Raw genomic sequence first — 14,303 nt, forward strand, 5'->3', positions numbered from 1 at the left:
ATGCACGATCAACCCGACACTCCCCAGTCCGTCTCCGAGGTTCAGCGCACCGCCCACGCCTGGGTGATTCGCCTTACCTCAGGCTCCGTGCTGCCCTCCGATGTGGCTGCGGCGCGGGCCTGGTGCGAACAGGCTCCGGAGCATCAGCAAGCGTTTATCGAAGCGCGACATTTGTGGAGTTTAAGTGCGCACCTGGCTGAGCCTCGCGCTGTAGCCCGGCCGTCCTCGCGTCGAATCTGGGCGATGGGCATCGCGGCGTCACTGGTACTCGGGCTTGGCGTGACGGGGATGCAAAAAATGGCACTGGATGCCGACTATCACACCGGCACCGGTGAGCGTCGGCAGGTCGTGCTTGCCGATGGTTCTCGCATCACCTTGAATGCCAACAGCGCCGTTGATGTGAAGTTTGCGGCCGATGGCCGGCGCATTACCCTGCGCAAGGGTGAAGCCCTGTTCGATGTCATGCCGGACCCGCAACGTCCCTTCAGTGTGCAGGCGGGTGACTTGAGTGCGACAGCCCTGGGCACGATCTACGCGGTGCGCCGTGAGGGCGAGAACGTCGACGTCACGGTACGCCGTGGACGTGTGGCCGTCACCGAGGGCCCTGACAAGGTGACGCTCGGCGTTGGCGAAACCGTTGGCGCGCGTACCGACGGCCTGGGCACGAAGCAGAGTGTGGATGTCGACAAGATGCTCGCTTGGGAGCAGGGCCGCCTGGTCTTTGAGTTGACCCCGCTTTCGCAGGTGCTTGAACAGGTCGAGCGCTATCGTCCGGGCATCCTGCTGATCAGGGACAAGCGCCTGGGCGCACTCAAGGTCAGCGGCACCTTTCAACTTGATCATCTGGACGAGGGCCTGGCGACGCTGGAGAGCGTCTTTGCGCTCAGGATCGAGCGTTACACGAACTACCTGCTGGTGGTCTCAGCCAAAAACTGATTATTTTTACGGTTGTCGGCGTGTCATCCGTCTTCCCTCCCTAGAACGATAATGCTTCGTATTAGGGAGAGCACTGATGCACCATCCGTTACCTGAAGGTTTGCCAATCAAACCTTTGTCCGTAGCCCCACTGACACTGCTGTGCATGCTGATATCCGGTCTGGCGGTTGCCGATCCCCATCACTTCAATATCCCTCAGCAACCCTTGGCAAACGCGCTGAACCGCCTGGCGGCTCAAAGCGGATTGCAGGTGATATTCGATGGCACGCTGGTCGTCGGCAAGAACAGCCCCGGTGTCGTCGGCGTCAAAGAGCCAGAGGCCGCGCTGGCTGAAGTGTTGAAAGGCAGCGGCTTGATCTGGCGGGCTACCGGTGGCAATAGCGTGATGCTGGAAAAAGCCCCCGAATCGAGCAGTGCCCTGCAATTGGGGGAGACCGCAATCGTCGCCCGGAACCTGGGTGAAACGACCGAAAACACCGGCTCCTACACCACTGGCGCCATGCAGACTGCGACCAGGCTGCCCTTGACCTTGCGTGAAACGCCGCAGTCGGTCAGCGTGGTCACGCGCAAGCGCATGGACGACAAGGTCATGACCACCATCGGCGATGTGGCCCAAAGTGCGCCGGGCATTTATCTCAATAATTCTGGCGGCCCGGGGCGGCCCACGTTCAGCGCACGTGGTTTCGACGTCGACACCATCATGTACGACGGCTTTCCCACCAGCTTCCTCACTTACCTGCCCAGCAGCGAAGCCAACCTGGCCATGTATGACCGGGTGGAAATCGTTCGCGGCGCCACGGGCCTGGCCCAGGGCGCCGGCAGCCCTGCGGGCGCCATCAACCTGGTGCGCAAGCGCCCGACCCATGAATTCCAGGCCACGCTCACCGGCAGCGCCGGCCGTTGGGACGATTACAGCAGCACGCTGGACATCGGCGGCCCGCTCAATGAAAACGGCACCCTGCGCGCCCGTACCGTGATCTCGCGGCAGGATTCCAAAAGCTTCCGCGACTCTGTAGAGAGTGACGCCGATCTGTATTACGGCGTGGTCGATGCCGACCTGAGCGACAGCACCACCTTGACGCTCGGTGCCTACCGGCAGAAGGACCACACCAACTACGTCTGGGGCGGCTTGCCCATGGCCCGTGGCGGAGGGCACCTTGGGCTGTCACGCGACACCTTCCTGGGGCATGACTGGGAATACATGGACAACCGCACCACCGGTTATTTCGCGACCCTGGAACAGGGTTTCGCCAACGACTGGAAACTGCGCATGGCCGCCATGCAGTCGACGACCAACACGGATGTGCTGGCCTCATCCGTATGGGCCTACAACCGTCACTATCTGTGGACGCAAGCCATGGAGCAGAAGGAAACCGGTTACGACCTGGCACTCAGCGGCCCCTTCCAGCTACTGGGCCAGGAACATGACCTGACCGTGGGCGTCAGCAAGCGCCAGCTGGATTATCGAACCGGCAAGCTTTGGGAAGCGTTTATCGACAGTGGCACCGATCTCTTCGCGTGGGATCCACGGGGTCACGCCAAGCCCACGATCACCAAAGGCCCCAACGGCCGTCCCGAGACCACCACCCAGGACAGCTTCTATGCCAGCACCCGGCTGCGCTTGACCGAGCCGCTGTCGCTGATTCTCGGCGGCCGCGTGGACTGGTACGAATTTGAAAACAGGACAACCCCAGAAAGCAGCTACAAGGTCACGCGCAACCTGACCCGCTATGCCGGCCTGGTCTATGACCTGGACGCCAATCACTCGGTCTATGTCAGCTACACCGATATCTTCAAGCCACAGACCGAAAAAGGCCTCGGTAGAGAAGTGATCGTCCCGATCGTGGGGGAGAACTACGAGGTAGGCATCAAGGGCGAATACTTTGATGGCGCACTGAACGCCAGCATGGCGGTGTTCCAGATCGATCAGAAGAATCGCGCTCAGGAACTGGCGGATGCCAAAGGTTGCGGTACCAGCGCCACCAGTTCGTGCTACGAGGCTTCCGGCCTTGTGCGCAGCCGGGGTATTGACCTGGAACTCCAGGGCGCTCTGAGCGAAAACTGGCAACTGGCCGGCGGATACACCTACACCCAGACGAAATACGTCAGCGACGCCAACGCCTCCCTGGAAGGCCAGGACTTCAACCGCAGGCTGCCGCGTCAGCTGTTCAAGTTGTCCACGATCTACACCTTGCCCGGTGAGCTGCAGCGCTGGCGCATTGGCGGTGATGTCTACCAGCAGAGCAAAATCCGCACCTCGGGTGGAAGCGGTGCCACTGCATGGAAAAACCAGCAGGGCTCGTACACCGTGGTCGGCCTGGTGGCAGGCTACAAGGCCAGCGAGCAACTGGATCTGCAGGTCAACCTGAATAACCTGTTCGACCGTACCTACTACGTCAGCGTCGCCAATGGCGGCTATGACCCGTACGATATCTACGGCGATCCACGTAATTTGAAGCTGACGGCCCGCTACAGCTTTTAATAAGATGCTTATCGCCATGCATCCAGGGAAGGACATGGCCAAATCCATTGAACAAGAAAACCCACTTTGAACTCAGCAGACGATACGGCTAAGGGCGAAGACCTCGGCAACCGCATGATGAAGGTTGATCATGCGGGCGAGCATGGTGCGATCTGCATCTACAGCGGACAGTTGTTTATGGCCCGGCTCTTCGTCCCCGGCATGGTCAATGAACTCAAGGAGTTTCTCGCCCACGAGCGCCGCCACCGGGCGATTTTTCAGGATGAACTGCAACGTCGCCGTTATCCGCGCTGCCGTAGTTACTGGTTGTGCGGTATCGGCGGTCTGGCGCTGGGTCTGGTGACTGGCCTGTGTGGCCGCAAAGCCATTGTGGCGACCACCGTCGCCGTCGAAAGTGTGGTGCTCAAGCACCTGGCTCATCAACTGGATGTGCTGCGCGATATCGATCGCCATGCGGTCACGGCCATTACTTCGATTGTGGCGGAAGAGCAGCACCATCATGACCACTCAGCCGCGCAGATTGATGTGCGCGACCCCTGGTTCAGGGTGCTGACCCCCATGGTGACGGCATGGACTGAAGCTGTAATCTGGATGGGGATGCGTTCTTAGCAAGCGAGTGTCATTGGCGGGTTTTACTGCCGCCATTAACGACCGAACGGCTCCCCGAACACAAAGTCACCGTATCTGGTACAGCACAGCAGCCCCTGGCTTGGGTTCGAAAGCGGGCACAGTGCGCTGTTCAAGTGGCATACCCTTGGCATCCCAGACCAAGGTGGCCGGTGGGTACTCGTCCTTTCGGGTCATGACGCCGATCTGCTTGACGATCACCTCCGAGCTGGCAGGCACTTCCGGGTTCCACCCGAAGACGCCAACTCTGCCGTAGAACACAGCCGGCGCGTCGGCGTCCAGGCGCCGGTCGGGACACATGACCAAACCACGATCAAGCATCACCCGCAACGCGCCGACGGGTACCGCGTTCACCGTGGGCAGGGTGCGCTCGGTGCTGTGGCCTGGGCAGACATTGGCCGAGCGAGTAACCATGTCCTCGACCACTTGACGATCGGATTGGGCCTGCGCCGAAACGGCAACGGCACACAGGGCGAGCACGACAAGATTCGACTTCCAGGGCACGCGGAACCTCCTATTGAAAAATATTCCAACGTTGCGGACTGCCCCTATGTAAGAACTGTTGCCAGGGGGGGCACACTTGAAGACCACCACAATATTCAGTCGGTTCCACTGGCGGGTCGGTAACCTTGGCTCTGACTGCGCAGGACGTCTTTGTTCCTTATAAGACGGGTAGTTCAGATTCGGTTTCAGTCAGTCGTGACAGGTCGCTGACGGCCAACCGCGGACGTTCAGCCCAGGTCTTCTTTTCGGCCAGCGGTGGAGGATCTAAGGTTCTGATAGATTGGTAGAAATTACCCCCTGTTCGAGAACCGTGATCAATGAGAGTTATTCGTAGCAAAGATTTCACCGCCACTCGCGCTTGGGGGGCTGACGACATAGCTAACATGGATGGAACCACCGTCCGCCTCCACTGGACCGACCAGCCATATAAGTGGCATGTCAACGATGGTGAGGAAGTTTTCGCCGTCCTCGACGGCACGGTAGATATGTATTACCGCGAGTCAGGTATCGAGCGGGTCGTGACATTGATGGTTGGCGACGTGTTTTTCGCAGGGGCTGGATGTGAACATGTTGCGCATCCTCATGGAGAGGCACGGATTCTGGTTATCGAACGTGAGGGCAGCGTTTGAGTTGACCTGGCTATGGCTCATCATGACCTATCTGGCTCATGGGATTGTCTTCCCTGGACTGACCGGCGCTAGTGGTAAATCGAGCCAGCTCCGGGCTTGGCTGGCGGCAGTTGGGCCGTGTGCGTAGGCAGCTTTCGACCCAATGCGGCCGGTCGGGAGAAGTAGAATCGTGCAGTGCCCATGGTTCAGTGCGGTTATAGCCAAGTCCCTATGGATTAAGCACATTTGTGGGTTAGAGGTATGGGTAAAGGTGTTCCATCCTCATAGGGACCTAATGTTTTCCGTGCACGTAACACTAGCTCCTCGACCTGTACATACGGCAAATCCTCGGTAAACAAGGAGATGGTTAGAGTGTTGTTAGCATCACATCGGAACACCTCAGCACACACCAACCCAGTCGCGTCGATAAGTTCAATCCCGAGACCATTCCTGATCACATCAGAAGCAATCTGAAACCGAAAATCCATGTATTACTCCTTTGATTTGACGTGTGCCTGAGACTGGATTTGTTCAGCCGAAGACCTACCGAGCTTCGTGGTTGCCTTGGCCAGCACTGTAGCTGTAACTTCGATCCTCAGTTAGCGAGGGTATCCCATTGAACGACTCTGAACATCTGAAAGAGCTGTGTGCCCGTTTCAACTCAGGAGAACATCTGAGCTTTACGTTTTTCTGGGGGCACCAGCGTAGCCAAACTGTCGTCACGGCTTCGTGCTTCAGCCAATGGTTCGAGGCCGGGTTTATTGTCGATGGTCAACATTACCCGACGGCCGAACACTTCATGATGGCCGAGAAAGCGGCCTTGTTCGACGATCAGGAAATTCGTGCGCAGGTGCTCCACGCTCCTACTCCTAAAGCCGCCAAAGCACTTGGCCGCAACGTGCACGGGTTTAATGATAAGGTTTGGCTGCAACACCGATACGACATCGTCGTTCGAGCGAACCAAGCCAAGTTCTCTCAGAATCCGCAGTTAAACGAATATCTGCTACAAACCGGTTCGCGCGTTATTGTCGAAGCCAGCCCGGTCGATGACATCTGGGGTATAGGGCTCGCACAGGACAACGCGGATGCGAACAATCCAAATCTGTGGAAAGGCTTGAATCTACTGGGATTTGCGTTGATGCAGGTACGGGACGGGACCAGTACGCCAGCCCCAAGGTAGTGACCTGACCTTACTCACGAAAAACTCAGAAGCCTTGGCCAACGCCAGGGCTTCTTGCGTTCGGCCTTATCAAAACAGCGCGTCATCAACAAAAGCGGAGTCACCCGAATTTTTGTCGATAACTTCGAGCAGCTGCTTCTGGCCGTTGGCTGCCCCTCGCGGAAGGCAGCTATCGACCCATAGCGGACATTTGTAGCCGCAGCGTTGCTATACTCACCCAGACTGTTATTACACCGTCCCAGTTGCACGGGTATTGCTCTCGCCTCGCGTAGTTTTCAGTGGGTCTTAACGCGAAATATGGAAAAAATGCGTATTGATAGGAAGTAAGATAATTGAATTCTGAAGAAATTATGTTCGGATCCGGCCCCGACTTTTCATTAAACGCTTGCGTTGGAGAAAATGCGGGTGGAGATGGGGATTATGGCTATGTTCTTGGCTTTGCGCAGGCCGCCCTTGTTTTAATTAACGCAGCGAAGGTGCAGCATATTTTTGATTCGGATTCTGAAGAGGAGACGTTTGTCGCTCAAGATGCTCTAATCTACCCCATTTGCTTCAATGCCCGACACCATATTGAACTTTTTTTAAAGCGACAAATACAACGAGTGGCAAAATTGAGGGGCTCCGTGTTCAATGAGAAGCTTCTCGTAGAACATGAGCTTGGGGATTTGTTGAAAGAGCTTACGAAACTTTGTGTTATAACAGATCGAAGACTGCCTGATTTCCTTCAGCCGCTTGGATTTGCAATTGACGCATTCGCTGCAATCGATCCCAGTGGGCAGACTTTTCGTTATTCCCGTTCGTTGAACAATGAGTTACACCTAAAACAACTGCAACACATCAACCTAGAACTCCTTGAGCGATCTCTAAAAAAGCTTTTCGACGGTACAGAAAATTTCGAAATGCAAGTAGATGTTCTCACCTATGAATATGGCCAAGGCACGATGACTGAAGAGCTGTCACGGAGTGAGATAAAAAAGTTGGCAAAGAGCTTACCTCCACGGTCGACGTGGAGCGAGTCCTCTGACTTTCATTCAGTGAAGAAAGCCTTCATGCAAGAGTTTAAGCTTTCGGGAAGAGCTTTCAAGCGAGCTGTGGATTTGATTCTAACGCACCATGAATTTTCTGGATTTATCGGCCTGGAACTGCCGGTGCCATATATAGATAAAACTCGACTGAGGAAGCTTGTGTCTCTTGATGCTGATGAACAGGTTTTCAATCAACTGTCACGACAGGAACTGGGTGCATTAGCTGCAATCCTAGAAGTCGGAAATGATGACGTTTTCTCAGAAATATTCGCTCATCGAATTCGTAGGATCGAATCTGGTGAGGACAGCCTCCTGCTTCCGCATGACGTGATACGAGGGCTGGCTGTTCATACACTCCGTTTTCGCCAAGGTCTAACCAAATTAGGTCTCGTGACACTCGTGGCGGAGGTGGACAAAGGCATGGCTACCCGGAAGGATGTATCAAGGTCGGCGGTGGAAAAATTTAATCAGTTGGTTGTAAAGCACTACTTCGGAAAAGTGCCCTCAGGCAAGCGTAGACGACCTAGTTTTAAAAACTCTTCCGACACCTTGGATGATGAATAAACGTATGATATTTATCGGCGTAATATGGTTACGTACACCCCCGATATTCTTAGCTATCCGGAGGGTTCGAAGAGATTGGTGTCGATATTGGTTGGGTATGGGTCAATAGCATGCGGTCGCAACCGACCGCTATCGACCCAAAGATGCCGTTTCCCGATGGGCAGAAGCCGACCGGCCTCAGTCGATCACGTGCGGGCGCATACGGGTATGCTATCTACGCATAGGCCCTAAAGCATTGAATCCCGTCGTCGACAGTAATCTAGTGGCCTGAAACCGATGTGCGGATTTACCGCCACTTTGATCTCATGCTATTTATCTTTTGTTTCGTCTATAAGGTGGGGGAACAGCTTTTCTATCGGCATGCCCACTTCAGATGCCAATGCTCTAATCCCGTCGTCACTGATGTGCAATACCTCTTTAGAGGGATAGTCACTCCTCACTTGATCAAGCTCCTTTTGACTTGCGGATGTGAGTCTGCCGCCTAAAATAATATGCGTATCGGTGGTGGGATGCTTCTTTATATCGGCCCCTGCCTTCTGAATAAGTGTTTTATCAATTACTTTAGACGTTTTGACATCAACACGTACCCTTCGCACTGAATCTCCAGGCAATGCACTGAATTTCTCTGGTGGTTTATAGTCAGGATTTGTGAGCTTTCCTGTTTTCTGCACCCAGTCATTAGTTGCAGTCAAAAAAATATCTTGCCCCATGTCTGGCACATTCGTTTCCGAATAGCGCATGACCTCAAGACGGTCATCTTCAAGCGCGGCCAGTGCGAGAAGAGCCAGTGCGCCGTGCTCTCCGTCCTTAGCTTTTTTGTCACTCATTGATATCGGCCCTCACTACTACGCTGTCGTCATCGCGAAAGCCTTGCAATTTTCGCGTTAGTAGTGCGTCTAGGCTCGTGATAATTTTTAACTCACCTAGCATCTCTTCTAGTAACTTAACGTTAATCTGGATGGCGGAATCAGAGCCGGCCGCAGCAGCCGAGTCGCGAACCTTGGCCAAGAACATTTCTCGCAGGCGAGCCCTAAGCATAGATACATCGGAAGGTAAGTAGCATCCTATTTCAAAGCTCTCGGTCTTGCTTTCGTCTTCGAATACTTGCAGCTTTGAAAGCTTGGCAGCATCTGTCCCCGCAACAAGGCTACGAAAGATATCTGATGGCACACTTACGGACTCAACCAAATCCGACATGCCGTCAACATATGCAGAATTAGAATCAAGTTCAAATTTTACGAGAAATATATCAACCAACATTAAAATCAGTCCTGGAGTGATGGCAGAGCCAGACGATCAATTCATCGAGAAGCGCACAGAAGCACCTCTCCCTATCTTAAACCGGACGACGCACCCATCAAACCGTCAAAAATCCACCGTGCATGGCAACTCCGCTGAGTGTGTGATCCCCACCTTGCGATCAAACCGGTCTTCCTGTCGAGAGGCTAGCGTACATTTGTGACAGCAGCACGGATTTAGCTTCTGCTGATGCGATGCAGATCTGATTGCTGCCGGAGAAGCAGGTTAGGATCGACAATACCAGTTTCAGGTATCATTCGGCCTACGTTCGAGTAATTTCAACAGACCTGCGTACGTGCAACGTCGCCAGCACTCTGAAGCAGGTCGTCTTGTAGGGAGAGTGCCTGTCATCCAGCTCGTCTAGGTGGCCCGCATCAATACCTTGGTCGAATGAGTCAGCTTTACGCACGCTGTCTCGGAGGTCGCCAAGTACTAAGCAGGGCAATGGCTGCTTTTGGCCGAAAGCAGCCGTTCACAAGTCTCATGATCGCCGCGCTTTCAGGAACCGTCGCTTCGCCTTTCCTGCTGTCGACAAGCGCAGCAAGGTAGCCTCTTACAAAGTTCTCGCCCCAAAACCCCCCGTCAAAAAATCTCCCCTCACGGGCTAGCCGTCTCCCGCAAGACCTGCCTATACTTAAAAGGTCATAAAGTTAGTTGATAGGCATAAAAGTGACCTTTACAACAAAAGCTATCGCTCCAGACACCTACACCCCGATGAAGCTGCACTGGTCGCCACGCTCGCCGTTTGTGCGCAAGGTGATGATCGTGCTGCATGAAACCGGGCAATTGCACCGCGTCGAGTGCGTGCGAAATGTGGTCGGCATGACCCAGCCCAACGAGCAGGTGTTGCTGGATAACCCGCTGAACAAGATTCCGACCCTGGTGCTTGCCGACGGTCAGGCGCTGTTCGATTCGCGGGTTATCTGCGAATACCTCGACCGTTTGCATCAGGGCCATCGCCTGGTGCCGCAGCACGCAGAGGCCTACTTTCAGGCCATGACCTGGCAGGCGCTGGGCGATGGTTTTCTCGATTTGCTGCTGGTCTGGCGCAACTGGTTCAGCGATCGCGGGCTTGCCCATGACGCGGTCAACGATGCCTATCTGGCGACGTTTGCCCTCAAGTCCCAGCGCATTCTCAATGCCCTGGAGCAGGAAGCCGCCGCGCTAGCCTCGACGCCGCTGAACCTGGGCCACATCGCTATTGCCTGTGCCCTCGGGCATCTGGATTTCCGTTGGCAGGTGCTGAACTGGCGTGATAACCGGCCGCAACTGGCGGCCTGGTACGCCGCCTTCAGCGAACGTCCTTCAGCCATCGCCACCGTCGTACACGACGACGCCGCGGCCGTTGCCCAATAACCCTTATAAAAGGAGCACACCCGCATGGCTGGACCACTTTCCCATATTCGAGTGCTGGACCTGAGCCGCATCATGGCCGGTCCCTGGTCGGGTCAGGTGCTGGCGGACCTTGGCGCCGATGTCATCAAGGTCGAGCGCCCGCAGGTCGGTGACGATACCCGCACCTGGGGCCCGCCGTTTCTCAAGGACCGTGACGGTAACGCCACCAAAGAGGCGGGTTACTACCTGGCGGTCAATCGCGGCAAGCGTTCGGTGACGGTCGATCTGGCCGACCCGGAAGGGCAGCAGACCATTCGCGAGCTGGCGGCGCAGTGCGACATCGTGCTGGAGAACTTCAAGTCCGGCACGCTGGAGCGCTACGGCCTGGGCTATGAAGACCTCAAGGCGATCAAGCCGGACATCATCTATTGCTCGATCACCGGCTTCGGCCAGACCGGGCCGAAACGTGATCATGCCGCTTACGATTTCATGATCCAGGCCATGGGCGGGCTGATGAGTGTCACCGGCGAGCGCGATGACGAACCGGGCGGCGGCCCGCAGAAAGTCGGCATTCCCATCGTCGACATCATGACCGGCATGTATGCCACGGTCGGCGTACTGGCGGCCCTGGCCAATCGCGAACGTACCGGGCAGGGCGAGTACGTCGACATCGCCATGCTCGATGTGCAGACCGCCATCCTCGCCAATCAGGCGATGAATTATCTGGTGTCGGACAAAGAGCCGAAACGCGCCGGCAACCGCCATCCCAATATTCAGCCGCAGGATGTCTTCAAGTGCGCCGACGGCCACATTGTGCTGGCGGTGGGCAACGACGGGCAGTTCCAGCGTTTTTGTAGCGTCATCGAGCGGCCTGAAATGGCCACCGACTCACGCTTTGCCAGCAACCAGGCCCGTGTACGCCACTTGCCTGAGTTGCTGACGGTGATCCGTGAGTGCCTGGCGCAACAGCCGATGGCGCACTGGCTGGCAGCGCTTGAGAAACAGAGCGTGCCGTGCGGGCCGATCAATACCATTCCCATGGTCTTTGCCGATGAGCAGGTCCAGTCGCGCGAAATGCTCCGGCGCCTGGAACACCCGCTGGCCGGTACGGTGCCGCAAGTGGTCAGCCCGATCCGGTTGAGCAACGCGAAGCTGGATTTCGAGCGCGCGCCGCCGTTGCTCGGTCAGCACACCGACGAAGTATTCCGCGAACTGGGACTGACTCGCGCGCCTTAGCGCATCCCCAGGTTCACTGTCAGTTATTGAATTATGGAGAAAGAAATGTCCCGGATTCCCTTGTTCGACCCCGAGGGCATGAGCACCCAACAGGCCAAGGTCTATGCCGAGGTCGTCGGCGGCCCGCGTGGCCGTCTGGTGGGGCCTTTGCGCGCGGCGATGCACAACCCGGAGCTGGCGGACCGCTGGCAGAAGTTTGGCGAGGTGCTGCGTTTCAATACCTCGCTGCCCAAGCGCCTGACCGAGCTGGTCATCCTGGTGACCGCCCGGCGCTGGAACAGTCAGCTGGAGTGGTATATCCACGCCCAGGACGGCCTGGCCGCCGGGTTGTCGCCCGAGGTGATCGAGGCACTGCGCTGTGGTGAGTCGCCACGCTTTGACGACCCCGAAGACGCCGATGTCTATGACTTTGCCTGCCAGCTTCAGCAGCAGGGCAATGTGCAACAAGCGCTGTACGAGCGTCTGCATCGACGCTGGGGCACCGTGGCGATGGTCGATCTGTCGTCGGTGATCGGCTATTACACGCTGGTGGCGATGACCCTCAATGTGCATCAGGTGCCTGTGCCGGACGGCGCCGGTGATCCGCTGCAAGCGCTCGACCGTGGCACTGACGGCACCTGGGCGTTGACACGGCTGGCCCGGGCCGAAGAAAAACTGGCCGCCGCCAGTGGAGGCGAGCGATGAACGACCCAATCAATACCGTCGAGGTGCGCATGCCCAGCGCGCCGCACAAGGCCTTGCCGGCTGGCGCCTGCGATGTTCACTGCCATGTCTTCGGGCCTCTGGAAGCTTTTCCGACCGGGCCTGCAACCTATGCGATTCCGCTGGCGCCGCCGATGGTTTATCGGCAGATGCTCGACCGTGCAGGCTTCAGTCGCGGCGTACTGGTGCAGCCTGCGCCTTATGGCACCGATACCCGTGCATTGGTCAATGCGCTGGAATTGCTCGGCGACCGGGTGCGTGGCATTGCCGTGGCCGACGCCGAGATCAGTGACACGCAATTGCAGCGGCTGCACCGGGCGGGCGTGCGTGGCCTGCGTTTCATTGAAATGCTCGATCCCACCTCCGGCAAACGCTACGCCGGCAGTATCGGCATCGACACGCTCAAGCGTCTGGCGCCGCAAATGCGCGAGCTGGGCTGGCAGGCGCATATCTGGGCCCGTGCCGCCGATTGCCCGGGCGTCTTCGAGCAAATCCAGGACCTCGGCGTACCGGTGGTGTTCGACCACATGGGTCAGTTCGACGTTAGCCAGGGCGTCGACTCAGCAGACTTTCAGGCCTTTCTGGCCTTGCTCGAAACCGGGCAGGTGTGGGCCAAGTTGTCGTTGTGTCGGGTCTCTAAACAGGCGCCCGGCTACGACGATGTAAAGTCTTTTCACCAGGCCATGATTGCCACCCGGCCAGACCGGCTGTTGTGGGGTTCCGACTGGCCCTTCGTGCGCATGGCTGAAAACTCGCCCGATGTGGGCCACCTGCTTGATGTGTTCCAGACCTGGGTCAACGATGACGCCGTGGTACGGCAGATTCTCGTCGATAACCCGGCCCGGTTGTTCGGCTTCTAAATCAACAAGAGACTGCTGCGATGCAAGATATTCGCTTGGATATTCAGGACGGCGTGGCCGTCATCACCCTCGACCGTGCGCCGGTCAACGCCATTACCCTGGCGCACTATCAGGCCATTGGTGAGCTGTTCGAAACGCTTGGCCAGGACCTGTCGGTCAACTGCGCGATCTTCACCGCCGCCGGCGAACGTGCCTTCTGTGCCGGTTTGGACCTGCATGAATTTCTCGCCGCCACGGTCGATGAAGACCCTGCGCGTGCCGCCGTGGTGCGCCAGTGCTTTGCGGCGGTCAGGGCGTGTCCGGTTCCGGTGATCGCCGCCGTGAACGGCCCGGCACTGGGCGCCGGCACGGTGCTGGCGGCGGTGTGCGATTTTCGCCTGGCGTCGGAGAAAGCCAGTTTCAGCATGCCGGAAATCAACGTCGGCCGTTGCGGCGGCGGTGCGCACCTGGGGCGTCTGATCGGCCAGGGCAACCTGCGCAAAATGTTCTTCACCGGGCAACCGATCAACGCCCGGGAAGCGCTGCGCATCGGCCTGGTCGAAGAGGTCTTGCCAGCCGATCAGTTGATGACCCGCGCCTGGGAACTGGCGCGCACCATCGCCGCCAAAAGTCCGCTGGGGCTGCGCATGGGCAAGGCCTCGCTCAACGAGATCGAGTTCATGCAGGTGGAGGAGGGTTATCAGGTCGAGCAGGGCTACAGCACCCGCCTGATGGCCACCGAAGACGCCCGCGAAGCGACTCGCGCGGTGGTCGAGAAACGCAAGCCGGTGTTTGTCGGTCGCTAAGCGGCAGGCATAAAAACCGGCTCTTACCATTTTTCCGTCTGGCACCGACCTGGTAGGAGCGCGCTCTGCCCGCGACTGAGTGCGAAGCGCTCACAAAAATTGATGAAACGCTGAAGATTTACGACTGCTAACGCAGCCGGTCGCGGGACAAGCGCGCTCC

Annotated in this window: 15 protein-coding genes; 11 read left to right on the forward strand and 4 right to left on the reverse strand. The window is 57.2% G+C overall.

All coding sequences use genetic code 11. From position 1 onward, the window contains the following. From ACYAS9_RS21655 to ACYAS9_RS21665, 3 genes are all read left to right on the forward strand, one after another. Complete coding sequence (locus tag ACYAS9_RS21655; RefSeq protein WP_463570357.1) at nucleotides 1-936, forward strand: FecR family protein; 936 nt, start codon at nucleotides 1-3, stop codon at nucleotides 934-936. Nucleotides 937-1,012: 76 nt separating this feature from the next. Then, nucleotides 1,013-3,418 (forward strand): TonB-dependent siderophore receptor, encoded by a 2,406-nt coding sequence (locus ACYAS9_RS21660; RefSeq protein WP_463570358.1) that lies wholly within the window; start codon nucleotides 1,013-1,015, stop codon nucleotides 3,416-3,418. Between the two features lie 66 nt (nucleotides 3,419-3,484). Next, entirely contained in the window at nucleotides 3,485-4,027 is a 543-nt protein-coding gene (locus ACYAS9_RS21665) for a demethoxyubiquinone hydroxylase family protein (RefSeq protein WP_463570359.1), read from the forward strand. A gap of 66 nt (nucleotides 4,028-4,093) precedes the next feature. Here the strand turns inward: ACYAS9_RS21665 and ACYAS9_RS21670 are convergent, their stop codons facing one another. Continuing rightward, nucleotides 4,094-4,549, reverse strand: a complete 456-nt coding sequence (locus ACYAS9_RS21670) for a hypothetical protein (protein WP_463570360.1) — start codon at nucleotides 4,547-4,549, stop codon at nucleotides 4,094-4,096. Nucleotides 4,550-4,866: 317 nt separating this feature from the next. Here ACYAS9_RS21670 and ACYAS9_RS21675 point away from each other — a divergent pair, with 317 nt between their 5' ends. Beyond that, the gene (locus ACYAS9_RS21675) at nucleotides 4,867-5,178 is read left to right on the forward strand and encodes a cupin domain-containing protein (RefSeq protein ID WP_463570361.1); all 312 of its coding nucleotides are present in this window, start codon (nucleotides 4,867-4,869) and stop codon (nucleotides 5,176-5,178) included. A 215-nt stretch (nucleotides 5,179-5,393) separates the two neighbouring features. On the opposite strand, the gene ACYAS9_RS21680 is transcribed toward ACYAS9_RS21675, so the two are convergent. Next, nucleotides 5,394-5,645, reverse strand: a complete 252-nt coding sequence (locus ACYAS9_RS21680; RefSeq protein ID WP_463570362.1) for a hypothetical protein — start codon at nucleotides 5,643-5,645, stop codon at nucleotides 5,394-5,396. A gap of 128 nt (nucleotides 5,646-5,773) precedes the next feature. On the opposite strand from ACYAS9_RS21680, the gene ACYAS9_RS21685 reads away from it, so the two are divergent. Further along, the gene (locus tag ACYAS9_RS21685) at nucleotides 5,774-6,337 is read left to right on the forward strand and encodes an NADAR family protein (protein WP_463570363.1); all 564 of its coding nucleotides are present in this window, start codon (nucleotides 5,774-5,776) and stop codon (nucleotides 6,335-6,337) included. 332 nt (nucleotides 6,338-6,669) lie between these two features. After that, nucleotides 6,670-7,926: a hypothetical protein gene (locus ACYAS9_RS21690; RefSeq protein ID WP_463570364.1), complete on the forward strand. Its 1,257-nt coding sequence runs from the start codon at nucleotides 6,670-6,672 to the stop codon at nucleotides 7,924-7,926. 308 nt (nucleotides 7,927-8,234) lie between these two features. Here the strand turns inward: ACYAS9_RS21690 and ACYAS9_RS21695 are convergent, their stop codons facing one another. Together ACYAS9_RS21695 and ACYAS9_RS21700 are read right to left on the reverse strand one after the other, a co-directional pair. After that, complete coding sequence (locus ACYAS9_RS21695; RefSeq protein WP_463570365.1) at nucleotides 8,235-8,753, reverse strand: hypothetical protein; 519 nt, start codon at nucleotides 8,751-8,753, stop codon at nucleotides 8,235-8,237. Continuing rightward, a complete protein-coding gene (locus ACYAS9_RS21700) occupies nucleotides 8,746-9,186 on the reverse strand; it encodes a hypothetical protein (protein WP_463570366.1) in 441 nt (146 codons plus the stop codon). The genes ACYAS9_RS21695 and ACYAS9_RS21700 overlap by 8 nt, the downstream gene beginning before the upstream one ends. A gap of 708 nt (nucleotides 9,187-9,894) precedes the next feature. Between ACYAS9_RS21700 and ACYAS9_RS21705 the strand changes: the two genes are divergently transcribed. Genes ACYAS9_RS21705 through ACYAS9_RS21725 form a run of 5 tightly spaced genes read left to right on the forward strand, consistent with a single transcriptional unit; the run spans nucleotide 9,895 to nucleotide 14,143 of the window. Next, nucleotides 9,895-10,581 carry a glutathione S-transferase gene (locus tag ACYAS9_RS21705; RefSeq protein ID WP_463570367.1) on the forward strand — a complete coding sequence of 229 codons (687 nt, stop codon included), beginning with the start codon at nucleotides 9,895-9,897 and terminating at the stop codon, nucleotides 10,579-10,581. 24 nt (nucleotides 10,582-10,605) lie between these two features. Further along, entirely contained in the window at nucleotides 10,606-11,796 is a 1,191-nt protein-coding gene (locus ACYAS9_RS21710) for a CaiB/BaiF CoA transferase family protein (protein ID WP_463570368.1), read from the forward strand. A 45-nt stretch (nucleotides 11,797-11,841) separates the two neighbouring features. Next, entirely contained in the window at nucleotides 11,842-12,480 is a 639-nt protein-coding gene (locus ACYAS9_RS21715) for a carboxymuconolactone decarboxylase family protein (protein ID WP_463570369.1), read from the forward strand. Then, nucleotides 12,477-13,358, forward strand: coding sequence for an amidohydrolase family protein (locus tag ACYAS9_RS21720; protein WP_463570370.1), 882 nt, complete (start codon nucleotides 12,477-12,479; stop codon nucleotides 13,356-13,358). The genes ACYAS9_RS21715 and ACYAS9_RS21720 overlap by 4 nt, the downstream gene beginning before the upstream one ends. 20 nt (nucleotides 13,359-13,378) lie before the next feature. Continuing rightward, the gene (locus ACYAS9_RS21725) at nucleotides 13,379-14,143 is read left to right on the forward strand and encodes an enoyl-CoA hydratase-related protein (protein ID WP_463570371.1); all 765 of its coding nucleotides are present in this window, start codon (nucleotides 13,379-13,381) and stop codon (nucleotides 14,141-14,143) included. The last annotated feature ends 160 nt before the right edge of the window (nucleotides 14,144-14,303 follow it).

The organism is Pseudomonas sp. HP_08, assembly GCF_055284095.1.

Excerpts from the sequence above, each read along its gene's own strand:
- ACYAS9_RS21725 (WP_463570371.1), top strand. The coding sequence starts at position 13,379 with ATGCAAGATATTCGCTTGGATATTCAGGACGGCGTGGCCGTCATCACC.
- ACYAS9_RS21695 (WP_463570365.1), bottom strand. The coding sequence starts at position 8,753 with ATGAGTGACAAAAAAGCTAAGGACGGAGAGCACGGCGCACTGGCTCTT.
- ACYAS9_RS21655 (WP_463570357.1), top strand. The coding sequence starts at position 1 with ATGCACGATCAACCCGACACTCCCCAGTCCGTCTCCGAGGTTCAGCGC.
- ACYAS9_RS21660 (WP_463570358.1), top strand. The coding sequence starts at position 1,013 with ATGCACCATCCGTTACCTGAAGGTTTGCCAATCAAACCTTTGTCCGTA.
- ACYAS9_RS21720 (WP_463570370.1), top strand. The coding sequence starts at position 12,477 with ATGAACGACCCAATCAATACCGTCGAGGTGCGCATGCCCAGCGCGCCG.
- ACYAS9_RS21715 (WP_463570369.1), top strand. The coding sequence starts at position 11,842 with ATGTCCCGGATTCCCTTGTTCGACCCCGAGGGCATGAGCACCCAACAG.
- ACYAS9_RS21675 (WP_463570361.1), top strand. The coding sequence starts at position 4,867 with ATGAGAGTTATTCGTAGCAAAGATTTCACCGCCACTCGCGCTTGGGGG.
- ACYAS9_RS21710 (WP_463570368.1), top strand. The coding sequence starts at position 10,606 with ATGGCTGGACCACTTTCCCATATTCGAGTGCTGGACCTGAGCCGCATC.
- ACYAS9_RS21700 (WP_463570366.1), bottom strand. The coding sequence starts at position 9,186 with ATGTTGGTTGATATATTTCTCGTAAAATTTGAACTTGATTCTAATTCT.
- ACYAS9_RS21680 (WP_463570362.1), bottom strand. The coding sequence starts at position 5,645 with ATGGATTTTCGGTTTCAGATTGCTTCTGATGTGATCAGGAATGGTCTC.